Source organism: Sphingomicrobium lutaoense, from assembly GCF_014195685.1.
GTDB lineage: Bacteria > Pseudomonadota > Alphaproteobacteria > Sphingomonadales > Sphingomonadaceae > Sphingomicrobium > Sphingomicrobium lutaoense.
The window spans coordinates 1,578,563-1,591,824 of record NZ_JACICF010000001.1 but is presented as its reverse complement, the minus strand read 5'-3'; the positions used below and the strand labels follow the sequence as shown (position 1 = coordinate 1,591,824).

General features: G+C 64.3%; 13 protein-coding genes. 5 read left to right on the top strand and 8 right to left on the bottom strand.

Annotated elements, in window-relative coordinates; translation table 11 throughout:
- Positions 1-70 precede the first annotated feature (70 nt).
- Positions 71-868 carry an ATP-grasp domain-containing protein gene (locus FHS50_RS08010; RefSeq protein WP_183933795.1) on the top strand — a complete coding sequence of 266 codons (798 nt, stop codon included), beginning with the start codon at positions 71-73 and terminating at the stop codon, positions 866-868.
- Here the strand turns inward: FHS50_RS08010 and FHS50_RS08005 are convergent.
- From FHS50_RS08005 to FHS50_RS07985, 5 genes are read right to left on the bottom strand one after another with little or no spacing between them, the layout of a single operon-like run.
- Positions 802-1,083: a ribbon-helix-helix domain-containing protein gene (locus tag FHS50_RS08005; RefSeq protein WP_183933794.1), complete on the bottom strand. Its 282-nt coding sequence runs from the start codon at positions 1,081-1,083 to the stop codon at positions 802-804. The genes FHS50_RS08010 and FHS50_RS08005 overlap by 67 nt on opposite strands.
- Positions 1,083-1,805: an acetoacetyl-CoA reductase gene (phbB, locus tag FHS50_RS08000; RefSeq protein ID WP_183933793.1), complete on the bottom strand. Its 723-nt coding sequence runs from the start codon at positions 1,803-1,805 to the stop codon at positions 1,083-1,085. The genes FHS50_RS08005 and phbB overlap by 1 nt, the downstream gene beginning before the upstream one ends.
- Positions 1,806-1,832: 27 nt before the next feature.
- Positions 1,833-2,834, bottom strand: a complete 1,002-nt coding sequence (hemH, locus tag FHS50_RS07995; RefSeq protein ID WP_183933792.1) for a ferrochelatase — start codon at positions 2,832-2,834, stop codon at positions 1,833-1,835.
- Positions 2,831-4,942, bottom strand: coding sequence for a molybdopterin cofactor-binding domain-containing protein (locus tag FHS50_RS07990; protein WP_183933791.1), 2,112 nt, complete (start codon positions 4,940-4,942; stop codon positions 2,831-2,833). Before FHS50_RS07990 ends, hemH begins: the two co-directional genes overlap by 4 nt.
- A complete protein-coding gene (locus tag FHS50_RS07985) occupies positions 4,943-6,610 on the bottom strand; it encodes a class I adenylate-forming enzyme family protein (RefSeq protein WP_183933790.1) in 1,668 nt (555 codons plus the stop codon). It lies immediately after the preceding gene.
- 61 nt (positions 6,611-6,671) lie between these two features.
- Here FHS50_RS07985 and lgt point away from each other — a divergent pair, with 61 nt between their 5' ends.
- Genes lgt through FHS50_RS07965 form a run of 4 tightly spaced genes read left to right on the top strand, consistent with a single transcriptional unit; the run spans position 6,672 to position 10,634 of the window.
- Positions 6,672-7,556 (top strand): prolipoprotein diacylglyceryl transferase, encoded by an 885-nt coding sequence (lgt, locus tag FHS50_RS07980; RefSeq protein WP_183933789.1) that lies wholly within the window; start codon positions 6,672-6,674, stop codon positions 7,554-7,556.
- A complete protein-coding gene (locus FHS50_RS07975; RefSeq protein ID WP_265569270.1) occupies positions 7,553-8,530 on the top strand; it encodes a class I SAM-dependent methyltransferase in 978 nt (325 codons plus the stop codon). Before lgt ends, FHS50_RS07975 begins: the two co-directional genes overlap by 4 nt.
- Positions 8,527-9,303 (top strand): peptidoglycan editing factor PgeF, encoded by a 777-nt coding sequence (gene pgeF, locus FHS50_RS07970; RefSeq protein ID WP_183933788.1) that lies wholly within the window; start codon positions 8,527-8,529, stop codon positions 9,301-9,303. Before FHS50_RS07975 ends, pgeF begins: the two co-directional genes overlap by 4 nt.
- 35 nt (positions 9,304-9,338) lie before the next feature.
- Complete coding sequence (locus tag FHS50_RS07965) at positions 9,339-10,634, top strand: cystathionine gamma-synthase family protein (RefSeq protein ID WP_183933787.1); 1,296 nt, start codon at positions 9,339-9,341, stop codon at positions 10,632-10,634.
- 39 nt (positions 10,635-10,673) lie between these two features.
- Here FHS50_RS07965 and FHS50_RS07960 read toward each other — a convergent pair whose 3' ends face one another.
- Genes FHS50_RS07960 through FHS50_RS07950 form a run of 3 tightly spaced genes read right to left on the bottom strand, consistent with a single transcriptional unit; the run spans position 10,674 to position 13,254 of the window.
- Positions 10,674-11,339, bottom strand: coding sequence for an HAD family hydrolase (locus FHS50_RS07960; RefSeq protein WP_183933786.1), 666 nt, complete (start codon positions 11,337-11,339; stop codon positions 10,674-10,676).
- Positions 11,336-12,103, bottom strand: a complete 768-nt coding sequence (locus FHS50_RS07955; protein ID WP_183933785.1) for a nucleotidyltransferase family protein — start codon at positions 12,101-12,103, stop codon at positions 11,336-11,338. Before FHS50_RS07955 ends, FHS50_RS07960 begins: the two co-directional genes overlap by 4 nt.
- On the bottom strand, positions 12,100-13,254 hold the full coding sequence (locus tag FHS50_RS07950) for a CDP-alcohol phosphatidyltransferase family protein (RefSeq protein WP_183933784.1): 1,155 nt from the start codon (positions 13,252-13,254) through the stop codon (positions 12,100-12,102). The genes FHS50_RS07955 and FHS50_RS07950 overlap by 4 nt, the downstream gene beginning before the upstream one ends.
- Positions 13,255-13,262 lie beyond the last annotated feature (8 nt).

Sequence of the window (13,262 nt, the reverse complement as noted above, 5' to 3'; positions counted from 1 at the left end):
TGACCGGCCTCTGAAGACTGCTCTGCTAGTCCCCGCGAAATGGGACCCGCAGTTCCATGAACTTGGCCGCATGCGCGACATGCTGGCGAAAGGCGGGATCCATGCCGAGCCGGTAAAGTGGAACGAGGCCGATGATGCCCTTCTGCGCGGCGTCGACGCGGTGCTGCCGCTGATCGCCTGGGGTTATCATCTCGATCCTGGCCGCTGGTTCGACCTTCTTGACCGCATTGCCTTTCGCAAGGTGCCGGTTGCCAATCCGGTCGATGTCCTACGCTGGTCGAGCGACAAGAATTACCTGTCGGACCTCGATGACAAAGGGGTGACCATCGTTCCGTCGATCTTCGGCCATGGCGACCGTGCGGCGGAGCTGCTGCTGCGGGCGCGCGAACGGTTCGAGGGAAGCGAATTAATCGTCAAGCCGGTGATCTCGGGTTCGGCGGCAGGCACCTATCGCCTCGGCCCTGACGATCCGATGCCCGACGATCTTTCGGGCAAGCGGATCATCGTCCAGCCTTTCCTGCCGGCAATTCTCGAAGACGGCGAACAGAGCCTCATCTATTTTGGCGGGCAGTTCAGTCATGCTGCCGTGAAGAAGGCCAAGCCCGGCGATTTCCGCGTCCAGCCGGAGTTTGGCGGAAGCGAGGAGAGGATCGAGCCGTCTCCCGCAGTGCGCGCGCTGGCCGACAACGCGCTTGCCGCGGTGCCGGGCGACACCGCTTATGCGCGGATCGACGTGGTCGAGGATGAAGGCACACCGCGCATCATGGAAGTCGAACTGGTCGAGCCCGATCTGTTTCTGCGCTATGCTCCCGACGAGGGGTCGGCATTCGTGTCGGCGGTTTCCGATATGCTGAGAGCGTCGAGATAAAGCCACTGGCGGATCGCGCTCGCGAGGTTCGCGGGATTGAGCCCGTCGGCTTCGTAGCGCATGAGATCGATCTGCGCGATCAGCGCATTGACGGGTAGGCCGCGCCGGTTCGCGGCCTCGACTAGCGCTTCCCAGAAGATGGGCTCGAGACTGATCGAGGTCTCATGTCCGGCAATGGTGACCGACCGCTTGGCCGGCGGAGCGATGCGAGGCATCAATACATGTGCTGGCCGCCGTTGATCGACAGCGTCGAGCCGGTGATGAAGCCCGCGTCCTCGTCGACGAGGAAAGCCACGCCGCGCGCGATTTCCTCAGCCTTGCCGAGGCGGTTGACGGGAATGCGCGCGACGATCTTTTCGAGCACATTGTCGGGGACCGCCGCGACCATGTCGGTGTCAATATAGCCGGGCGCGATGGCGTTCACCGTGACGCCCCGCCGCGCGCCTTCCTGTGCGAGCGCCTTGGTGAAACCGTGAATGCCCGACTTGGCGGCGGCATAGTTGACCTGCCCATATTGTCCCGCCTGCCCGTTGATCGAGCCGATATTGACGATGCGGCCGTAGCCCCGCTCGCTCATGCCGTCGAAACAGCATTTGGCGGTGTTGAAGCAGCCGCCGAGATTGGTGTCGATCACCTGCTGCCATTGCTCGCGCGTCTGTTTCTTCATCGTCGCGTCGCGGGTGATGCCCGCATTGTTGACCAGCACATCGACCGACCCGAGATCTTCCTCGATCTTGCGGAAGCCTTCGCAGCATTGATCATAGTCGGCGACGTCGAACTTGTAAGTCGGGATGCCGGTGCGTTCGGAAAATTGGGCGGCTGCCTGGTCGTTGCCCGCATAGGTGGCGGCGACCTTCATTCCCTTGTCCTTCAAGGCGACGCTGATCGCTTCGCCGATCCCGCGGGTCCCGCCCGTTACCACTGCCACTCGCTGCATCGTCTTCCCCTTTTCCCGGAGGTGGCGTCAGTCGATCCACCCCGATAGTTCGCGCCTCACCAAGGCCTCTAGCATAGTGATCGAGGCCGCGCTGTCATTGAGGCAATCGAGCCGCGCGAAATCGGTTCCTCCGGCGGCGAGAAAATCCTCCCTGCCGCGAATTCCCAGCTCCTCGATTGTCTCGAGACAGTCGGCGGAAAATCCCGGCGCGGCAATCGCGATCTTCTTCACCCCCTCGCCCGGATAGGCCTTGAGCCGGTCGTCGGTGGCGGGTTCGAGCCATTTCGCGCGACCGAAACGCGACTGGAAGGCAATGTCGACATCTAGCGTCAGCCGCTCACCAAGGAGGCGGGCGGTCTTCTGGCAATGGCAATGATAGGGATCGCCGAGATGCAGCGTTCGTTCGGGCATGCCGTGGAAGGACAGGAGCAGCCGGTCGGGAGCGAAATCGAGCATGTCGAGCTGGCGACGCAAATCGCGTTCGAGCGCGTCGATGTAGTGCGGATCGTCATGATAGGGCGGCATGCTGCGGATCGCGGGCTGCCAGCGCTGTCCTGCCATCCAGTCGCCCAGCGCATCCATCGCGCTGGCGGTCGTCGCGGCGCAATATTGGGGATAGAGCGGAGCGAAGAGGATGCGCCGTGCGCCCGCGGCCCAAAGCCGGTCGAGCGCATCGCCGACCGACGGATTTCCATACCGCATCGCCCAATCGACCAGCACCTCGGGACCGAGCCGTCGTGCGAGGCTCTCGGACTGGCGGCGCGTAATGGCGGCGAGCGGCGAACCTTCCTCGCTCCATACTTCGCGATAGGCGGCAGCGCTTTTCGTCGGCCGGGTATTGAGGATGATGCCGCGCAGGATCGGTTGCCAGGCAATGGGCGGAATCTCGATCACGCGCCGATCGGAGAGGAACTGCTTGAGATAGCGGCGCACCGCACCCGTTTCGGGCGCATCGGGCGTACCCAGATTGGCGATCAGCACGCCGACGCGCGGCGGAGTGACGGGCGGATGATCTGCGGGCCGGTTCATCGCGCCATGCCTTGGCGCGTGAAGGGGAGGGCGCGCAAGCGTTTACTGCCCCGCGCGACCAGCGCATTGGCGATCGCGGGGGCAAGCACCGCGCTGGCAAGCGAGGACACGCCCCCCGCTTCGCCGATGCCCTGATCGACCAGCATCACGTCGATGTCTGGAAGCGCGGGTGGTCGCGCGGGCGCGCGGGCAAGGGGCATGGCCGCGCGGTAGGATGGCGGCGGCTGGAGAAGCGACTGGAGATTGGCGATGAGACCCGCCTCGACCTGGCGACGCACCATGTCGGGATAGATCGCACGGCCGCAATCGACCGCTGCGACGAGGCGAGTGACGATGGGTGCATCCACGCCTTCCTCGGCTTCGGCAATCAGGGCGATCGCGCTTCCGTCGAGCGAAGCGAGGGCAAGACCCATGCTGGTCGAATTCCAGCGTGCGCGCTGCCCGACCTTTTGCACCAGCCGGGCAAGGCGAACATTGCCACCAAGCATGGAGATGCGAAAGGCGAGGGGCTCGGCACCGATCGCACGGGCAACCTCGTCGATCGTGGATTCGACCGCGAAATTGTGCAGCATCGCGGCATGGCCGCGGCGATAGCCCGTGCGGATGGGCAGGTCCGCCTTGGCCATCGCCACCTTGAGTTCGGGGATGCCGTAGGGTGGAACCAGTGCCACCTGATCGGGCTCGCCATGCTCCTTGCCCGCCAGCCTCGCCATCGCAGCGCCGAGACCGCCCGCGCCGACATATCTCGCCCGCCATGCGGCGATGCGTCCCTCGGGCGAGGGAACGGCTTCGATCCGCGCAAGCATCGGCGGACCCACGGAATCCATTCGCGCGGCATGGGCGTGCGACAAGCGGAGCGACACGGGCTTGCGGCTTTCCATCGCGACGATCGCGGCAATGGGCGCGGCCTCATCCTCGAGCATGCGACCATCGGGCCCGCCGGCGGGGAGAGGGATGAGCATCACCTTGTCCTCGGAAAGTCCGGTCGCAATGGCAACGCGCCGCCGGGTGGCCCCCGGGGCCTGGCTGCCGGACCAGACCTGCATCACGCCATCGCTTCCCAATCGCGCGCAAGCGGCGACGGCTTCGAGCGTGTCGTGGAGGAAGGGGTGCGCGCTGAATTCGCCCCCCAGCCGCGCATCGGACCCGTCGACAATGTCATCGGCATCGCCTTTGTCGACGAGCGTGCGCATCGTTCCGCGCTCCATTGCCCGCTGCATCCGCGCGGCGACCCCTTTTTCGTCGATACCGGGGCTACGCACGCGAATATCGGCAGCGATGATCGCCTGTTCGGCCTCCCAGGAGGTGTCGGCCAGCGCGGCGACCCATTGCGGGCGCTCGATCAGGGCAAGGGTGGTTTCGCGTTCGGTGGCGCGGGCGCGGTCGATTGCGCTGATCGACCCGAACGGCGGTGCGAGCCGCGCGGCGGCATGCACCATGCCCGGCAAGCGCACGTCGGCGGCGAAACGCCAGCTGCCCTGCGCTTTGGCCGGCCCGTCGAAGCGGCGGAGATTTTCGAGTTTGGCCAGGTTCGGTGCGGCGGAGTCCGGCCGGGGCAATGCACGCCCTGCCGCATCTTCCACCAGCTCGGCGAAAGGGACGCTTCGCTGTCCATGCCGGACCGCGCCCCTTTCGGCGCGCAATTCGACGACGGGTACATCGAGGCGACGCGAGGCTTCGCGCAATAGGGCGGTGCGGGCGGTCGCGGCTGCCGATCGCACCGGGCCTTCAAAGGCGCGGATGCTGCTCGCGCCTGCCGTGACCTGCAAGCCAGACCCTCCGAATTCTTCGGCGAGCACTTCATTTTCGAGGCCGGGAGCGGGAAGGGCGGGTTCGATGGCGACTTCCTGCGGATCGGCACCCAGTTCGGCGGCTATGACGCCCGCCAGCGTGGTCCAGATTCCCTGGCCTGTCTCCACTTGTGGGAGCGCGGCGGTCACCCGGCCTTCGCGGTCGATCCGGAGATAATGGTCGAAACGCGCTTCATCGCCCGCCATGCCGTGCGGAACGGAGGGTCGGCGCGGCCAGAGGGCAATGGCGACGATCAATCCCGCTCCGACACCGCCGCCGATCAGCAGGCCGCGTCGATCGACCTCGGGCAATTTCATTCAGCCGCCATAGTCGGACTTGAGCCGGACGCGGTCGATCTTGCCGGTGCCAAGGCGCGGCAGGGGTTTATCGACGAACAGGATCCGGTCGGGAATCTTGAAGGCCGCCAGCTTGTCGGACAGGAATTCGCACATCTCGTCGGCGGAAAGCTGCTGTCCCTCGTGCAGGTGCAGGATCGCGATCGGCACTTCGCCAAGCCGGTCGTCGGCCACGCCGAACACCGCGGCCTCGGCAACGGCTTCATGTGCGTAGATCGCGGCTTCGACTTCGGCCGCGGCGATATTTTCGCCGCCGCGGATGATAATGTCCTTCTTTCGGTCGACGATGTAGAGATAGCCATCCTCGTCGAGCATCCCGATATCGCCGGTCTTGAGATAGCCGTCTTCGGTGAAAGCTGCCTTGGTGGCCGCAGGATTGCGCCAGTAACCCTTGATGCTCGCGGCGCTGCGGATGCAGATTTCGCCGACGCCACCGACCGGCAGTTCATTCCCCTGGTCGTCGATGATTTTCAGTTCGACGAGGGGATGTTGCGGGCGCCCCGTGGACTTGGGCTTGGCGCCATAATTGTCCCAGAAGTTGGTGCAGCCCACTGCATTGGTCTCGGTAAGGCCATATCCGAGAGCGGGTTGGGAATCGCCCATTTCCTCCTGCAGCCGCTTGACATGCGCCACCGGCCTCGGTGCGCCGCCCGCCGCCACGTCGGTGAGGCTGGAGAGGTCGTATTTCTCCCGGTCCGGATGGTTCATGAGCTCGAGGCTCATCGTCGGCACGCCGATGAAATAGGTCACTTTTTCCTTCTCGATGAGCCGCATCGCTTCCTCGGCGTCCCAGCGGTCCATGAGCACCATGGTGCGGCCCACGACGAAACTGTTGAGAAGGACGGGCACTTCCCCCGTCACGTGGAAAAGCGGCACCGACAAAAGGGTCTTGGGCGGATTCTTGGGCGGGCGGTTCTCGGACTGGAGAATGCCGAGCAGCACCATCAGGCTAAGTGCATAGGCATACACCCCGGTGATCACCTGGCGATGGGTGGACAAGGCGCCCTTGGCTTCGCCGGTCGAACCCGAGGTGAACAGGATCGTCGCATCATCATCGCCGCTTACCTCGGGAAGCGCGACGTCCGCCGATGCCTTCTTGAGCAGTTCGGCCAGCCCTTCCTCGACCGGCGCGTAGATGTCGATGGTCTCGACTTTCCATTCGCCCTCGATTTCGCGAATGCGCTCTGCGCGCGGCGCATCGGCCAGCGTCAGGGCGGGCTCGGTGAGAGTGAAGGCATGTTCGAGTTCGCGCCGCTGCCACCAGCCGTTCATCAAGGTGGCGATCCCGCCTGCCTTGAGGACAGCCATGTAGGAGACCACCCAGGCCGCGCAATTCTTCATCGCGATGGCGACGCGGTCGCCCTTGCGGATGCCGCGCGCAACAAGCGCGGTGGCGAGCCGGTCGGACAATTGGTCAAGTTCGGCAAAGGTCAGCCGCTCGGCAGGCGTAACGATCGCCTCGGTTTCTCCGTTGAGTGCGCAGAAGGTCTTGAAAAAGAGCGGAAAGTTGTCCGGAAAATTGGTGACGATCGCACGGCCTTCGGCGTCCTGGCCGATCTTGAGACGGCCTCCTTCGCCCACGACCGCCGCCAGAACCGCGTCATATTTCTGATCGAGGGCGCTCGCCATGCATCACTCCTTTGCCTTTTGCTGCATGCACCCTATGAGGCATCTGGCATAAGGGGAAGAGATGACGACGCCGACCACCATGGAAAATGACGCGATTGCCTTTCCGGACCTCGGTCTGGACCCGGTCCTGTTCGATTTCGGTTTTTACGAGCTGCGTTGGTATTCGCTCGCCTATCTAGCGGGCATCTTCGTCGGCTATTGGTATCTTCTGAAGCTGGCCAAACAGCCGGGTTCGCCGATCGCGCGCCGCCATGCCGACGATCTCGTTTTCTATGGCGCGCTGGGCGTGATCCTCGGCGGGCGGCTCGGATACGTCCTCTTCTACAATCTTGGCTATTATCTCGAAAATCCGCTGCAGATCCTCAACCTGCGCGACGGGGGAATGAGCTTTCACGGCGGGGTCATCGGCACCTCGCTGGCGATCATCTATCTCAGCTGGCGAGAGAAGCTCCAATGGCTGCGCGTCCATGACTATGTCGCCTGCACGGTGCCTTTCGGGCTTTTCTTCGGGCGGCTCGCCAATTTCGTGAACCAGGAGTTGTGGGGCGCCCCCACCGACGTGCCCTGGGCAGTGCGTTTCCAGGAAAATGTCGGGGGCGTGCTGATGCTCGGACCGCCGCGCCATCCCAGCCAGCTTTATGAAGCGGCGCTCGAAGGTGTGCTCTTGTTCATCATCCTCGCGCTGATGTTTTGGAAGACCAAGGCGCGCTATTATCCCGGAATGCTCGTGGGGGCCTTCATTTTCTTCTACGGGCTGTTCCGTTTCGGGCTCGAATATGTGCGCGAGGCCGATCCGCACCTTGCCGAATTCGCGGCGACGACCGGGCTCCAGATGGGCCAGTGGCTTTCGCTGCCGATGATCCTCGGCGGGCTCTATCTCATGGTCACCGCGAAAAAGCGGCGCCAGCGGGTCGATCCCATTCTCGGTTCAGAAAGCGTGGCGTGAATTTCTCCGACCGGCTGAAGGCGCGGATCGAGGCCGAAGGGCCGCTGCCGGTCGATCGGTTCATGGCGATGTGCAACGCGCATTATTATGCCACTCGCGACCCCCTGGGGGCCGAGGGAGACTTCACGACTGCGCCCGAAATCAGCCAGATGTTTGGCGAAATGGTCGGCGCAGCGCTCGCCGACTGCTGGCACCGCGCGGGCTCGCCCGTCGACGCCGGCTATGCCGAGCTGGGGCCTGGTCGGGGAACATTGGCGAAGGACGCGATGCGCGTGCTTCGCTCCGTCGGCTTCAATGGCGAAGTGCATTTCGTCGAGACCAGTCCCCCATTGCGCCGCCGGCAGGCCGAGGCGCTTCCCGCAGCGCATTTTCACGAGGCGATCGCCGAACTGCCGGACCGGCCGCTGCTTCTCGTCGCGAACGAGTTTTTCGATGCCTTGCCCGTGCGCCAGCGGGTAGGCGAAGAGGAGCGGCACGTCGTCGTCAGGGATAACGCTTTCGCCCTTGATCCGGCATCGGGCGATATCCGCGAAATATCGCCAGCACGCATCGCCGCGGCCCGCGCGCTCGCCGATCATCTTGCCGATCATGGCGGCGCTGCGCTCATCATCGATTATGGCTATGGACGGGGCGAGACCGGCGACACCTTGCAGGCCGTGAAGAATCACTGTTTCGTCGACCCACTCGCCGAGCCCGGCGAAGCGGACCTTACCGCCCATGTCGATTTCGCCGCGCTGGCGACCGCGGCGGCGGGCGAGGGCGTGAAAACGAGCGGAATGATCACCCAAGGCAATTGGCTCGAGACGCTTGGCATCGGGCCGCGTGCTGCCGCGCTCGCCGCGAAGAATCCCGAGCGCGCCGAGGAGATTGCCGCCCAGCGGCGGCGCCTTTGCGAGGAAATGGGCAGTCTTTTCAAGATCATGGCCTTCCATCATCCGGGCTGGCCCTTGCCGGCGGGACTGTCAGCAGCATGAGCGATACGCTCGACAAGGTCGTTTCGCCCGATATCGCCATGCCCCACGCTTTCTTCGGGCGGGCAGGCGGGCGGTCGAAAGGCGAGGTCGCAGGTCTCAACTGTGGCTTGGGGTCGCAGGACGACCCGGCGCGGGTGCGCGCCAATCGCCGGATGGCGGCTGATGCGCTGATTGCCGATGCACCATTGGCATCGGTGCACCAGGTCCATTCTCCAACCGCGATCATCGCCGATCGCGCCTTGCCGATCGAAAAGCGTCCACATGCCGACGCGATCGCCACCGCGACGCCTGGCCTTCTCGTCGGGATCGTGACCGCCGATTGTGCGCCGGTGCTGCTGGCCGATGAGGAAGCCGGGGTGGTTGCGGCGGCGCATGCCGGTTGGAGAGGCGCGCTGGCGGGGGTCACCGACCAGGCGATCGGCGCGATGATCCGTCTTGGCGCGCGGCCAAAGTCGATTGCGGCGGCGGTCGGCCCCTGTATCGCGCAGCGCAGTTATGAAGTGGACGAAGCCTTCCCCGAGCCCTTCCTCGAGGAAGATCCTGTCAATGCCCGCTTCTTTGCCGAGGGCGCGTCGGGCAAGCCGCATTTCGACCTGGAATCCTATGTCGCCGCTCGGCTGGCGGCGGCGGGCATCTCGAGCATCTGGCTTGCCGGGCTCGATACCTATGCGCTTGAAAAGCGCTTTTTCAGCTATCGCCGAGCAACCCATCGGGGCGAAGCCAACTATGGCCGACAGATCAGCATGATTGGCATTGCTCCTCCGGAACGCTAAGCGGGCGTCCGAACCCCCAAGATTGGAGCTATCCCGTGAGCGAAGGCCGCAAACCCAAGAACCCTGCCACCCATATCGGCAACCATAAGCTCGATCCCGCCACCATGATGATGGGATATGGCTTCGATCCTTCCCTTTCCGAAGGATCGTTGAAGCCGCCGGTCTTCCACACCTCGACCTTCGTTTTCGAGAAGGCCGCCGACGGCAAGCATTTCTTCGAAGGCATCACGGGCAAGCGGCCCGGCGGCACCGACGGGCTGGTCTATGCGCGCTTCAACAATCCCAACCAGGAAATCCTCGAGGATCGCCTGGCGCTCTGGGAAGATGCCGAGGAAGCCCTGGTCTTTTCCTCGGGCATGACCGCCATCTCGATCCTGCTCCTCACCTTTGCCCGCCCGGGCGATGTCATTGTCATGTCGGGGCCGCTCTATGCCGCGACCGAGACAATCATCATGAAGATCCTGTCGCAATTCGGGATCGGCCATGTCGATTTCCCGGCAGGCGCCACGCGCGAGGAAATCGATGCCGCGCTCGCCAAGGCCAAGGACATGGCCGACGAAAAGGGCGGCAAGGTCTCGATGATCTATCTCGAAAGCCCGGGCAATCCGACCAATGCGCTCGTCGATGTCGAAGCAGTCCATGCCGCGCGCAGCGCCGCTTTCGACGAGGCTTCGCGCCCGCCGATCGCGATCGACAATACGTTCCTCGGCCCGCTCTGGGCCAAGCCCCAGAACCAGGGCGCCGACATTTCGGTCTACAGCCTGACCAAATATGCGGGCGGCCATTCGGATCTCGTCGCGGGTGGCCTCACCGGCAAGAAGGCGCTGCTCGACAAGGTCCGCCCGATGCGCAACACGCTCGGCGGCATCTGCGATGCCAACACCGCATGGATGCTTCTCCGCAGCCTCGAAACCCTCGAACTGCGCATGTCGCGCGCGGGTGAAAATGCCGAGAAAGTCTGCGCTTTTCTTCGCGACCACCCCAAGGTCGACCGCGTCGGTTATCTGGGCTTCCTCGAGGAGGGTAGCCGCCAGAAGGACATTTACGACCGCCATTGCCTGGGCGCGGGCTCGACCTTCTCGCTCTATCTGAAGGGCGGCGAAGCCGAGGCCTTCCGATTCCTCGATGCCTTGAAAATCGCCAAGCTGGCGGTGAGCCTTGGCGGAACCGAGACGCTTGCCTCGGCTCCCGCCGCGATGACGCATCTCTCGGTGCCCGATGAACGGCGCGCCGCACTCGACATCAGCGACAGCCTGGTGCGCATCTCGATCGGTGTGGAAAAGGCCGAGGATCTGATTGCCGACTTCGCCAACGCACTCGACGCGGTCTGATCGAGAGGGTGAAGGCCCCCGCGTTAGGGCGCGGGGGCCTTAGCCCCAGTCCTCGATCCGCCAGCCCCGTTCTTCGGCGAGGCGTTGCAGCTTTCCGTGCGGATTGACCGCGACGGGTTCGTCCGACCATTCGAACACCGGCTTGTCGCTGGCATGGTCCGAATAGAAACGGATCTTGCCCGGCGAGATTTCGTGCGTCGCGACCCAGTCGTCGATCATCCTCTTCTTGGCGGGGCCGTAGCAATTCTCGCCATCGATCTTGGCATGGACGACTTCGTCGAGGCCAAGGACGCTGTTGGTGCCGATGCAATCGTCAAAGCCCAGCCGGTCGGCGATTTCCTTGGCATAGAATCGATAGCTGGCCGTCGCCATCACCACGCGCCGTCCCTCCGCCTTGTCGCGGGCAATCGCCCCCACTGCGCCCGGACGGATGTTCGAAGCGATCTGCCGGTCGGCGAAGCTTTTGACCAGCGGCTCGAGTTCCGCCGGGCTGCGACGCCTGCCGAGCAGGAGGAAATGGTTGATTTCCTTCAGCTCTCCCCGGTCGACCAGCTTGGCCAGATAGGCCAGCATCGAGCCGATCACGAGGGGAAGCAGCAATAGCCGCCACGGCGAACGGCGCATCGCGCAATGCAACAGGAAGGGAGTATAGGTGGCGCGGCGCGTCACCGTCCGGTCCATGTCGTAGATTGCAAGATCGGTCATGCCCGTCCTTCCACTATTTCGGTCACCAGCTCGAAGTCGGCCTGCTTGTCGACATCGACTGCCGCAAGGGGGTTGGCCATCTCGACCGCGCGGACCGAAATGCCGAGCGAGCGGCCGACCCGGTCCAATGTCTGCTGCAACGTCCTGAGCCGCAGGACCGATCCCAACAGGAGTGCCGGACCGAGCGCGGCGATCATCTTCCAGCCCTTCTTGCGGTCCTGCTCGACCCCTCGCCACAGCGCGATCGCACGCGCCGCGCGGGGCGAGGAGAATGCGAAGAGATTGGCTCCCGAATAGGCCCCTCCGCGAAACTTGAGCCAGGTGCGGCGTGTGCCTGGCAGCCGTTCCATCAGTGGCCTTTTCTCGACCAGCCCGATGGCAAGGTCCGCGCCTTCGGCCTTGGCGATGAAATCGGCGATCATGTCGGGATCGAGCAGCGCATGATCGGCGGTGGTGACAAGGATCGGGAAACGCGTTTCGGGGTCGGCCAGCACCGCCTCGAGCGTGGCGGCAATGGTGCCTTCCGAAATGCCGAGCTTGAGGCGCGCATTTTCGGGCAGGGCGGGGGAAAGCCGCACCGGGTCCTGGGTGAGGATGGTAACTTCGTCGATCTCGCGGGACCCGAGCAGGCTTTCGGCGACCCTTGCCACCATGGGCTTTCCGCCGACCGGGATGAGGGCCTTCAGGGAGACGCCATGGGCCTCGGCGAACGGGTCCGCGCCGGGTCTCGACCCTGCCAGCAGCAGCGCATTCCAGCGAGTCATGACAACCAGCTGGTGACGGCCTCGCCGCGCATCCGGCGGCTTTCGGCCTGCGTCAGACGCACCGCATGGAAGATGAGACTGACGATCGTCCAGAGGGCGACCAGTTCGAGGCCCACGTCAGGCCGGCCGAGAGCGAGCGCGACGACGAGAATGAGCATGTTGGGATTGCGCCGGGCGGTGATCAGGCGGAAGCGGCTGTCGATGCGGCGCCAAACATGGATGTGCATCCCGTAGCGGCGCATGAAGATGCCTTCGATTACGCGCTGAACGACATAGCCGCCGATGATCGCGGCGAGGATCAGGGCTTCATAGACCGGCTCGTAGCGGAATGCCCCGCCTGCGTAGATTTTCAGACCCTCGGCCCAGGCCCACCACCAGAAAGGCGGATGCACGAGGTCGATGCCATGGTCGAAGATATTGCCCCAATAGGAACTGGTGCCCGTGCAGCGTGCCAATTTGCCATCGACGGTATCGAGCACCATGAAGCCGAAGCCGCTGGCGACGCCCCACCAATAATGGCCCTGCCAGAACAGGAAGAAGGCCGCGACGCACAGGATCGCGCCGACCGCGGTGACCATGTTGGGGCTCAGCCCGGCCGCTGCCGCCCAGCGCGTGAGATGGAAGGCAGGCCGCCGCCACAGATAAAGCGTCAGAAGGTCGGTCACCCCCTTGTAGCTGGCATCGTAAAGCGCCTTTTCCACCTCGATCCGGTTGTCGGTGCGCAAGGGCATGATGAATGGCCGCTCGCGCTTGCGGAGCGCATGATAGTTGAGCTCGGTGGTCGCGGGGTCGATGGCGACCAGTCCGCCATCTTCGAGGCGCTTTTCGCCATGAATCGCAGCCAGGACCGCCTCTCGCTCGGCGGCGCGGGTGCAATGGGCAAGGACGGGACGACCCTCGACCACCAGCACATGGCCCGGATTGGCGATCAGATGGTTCAGCCAAGCCGGATCCCAGGCAAAGGCAAGGTCGGCAATGACGGTGCCCCTTTCGCCTTCGCTGGCGAGGCCGTCCTCGGTGCCGGGAGCCAGGCCCGCCTTTTCGGCGATGCGATAGGCACGTTGCCGCGCATCGAGCCCATAGAGACGGGCCGTCTGGTCGCCGACGGGGACAAACAGGATGGGTCGTTGGGGAGCGCCGAGATCGTTCATTCAACATT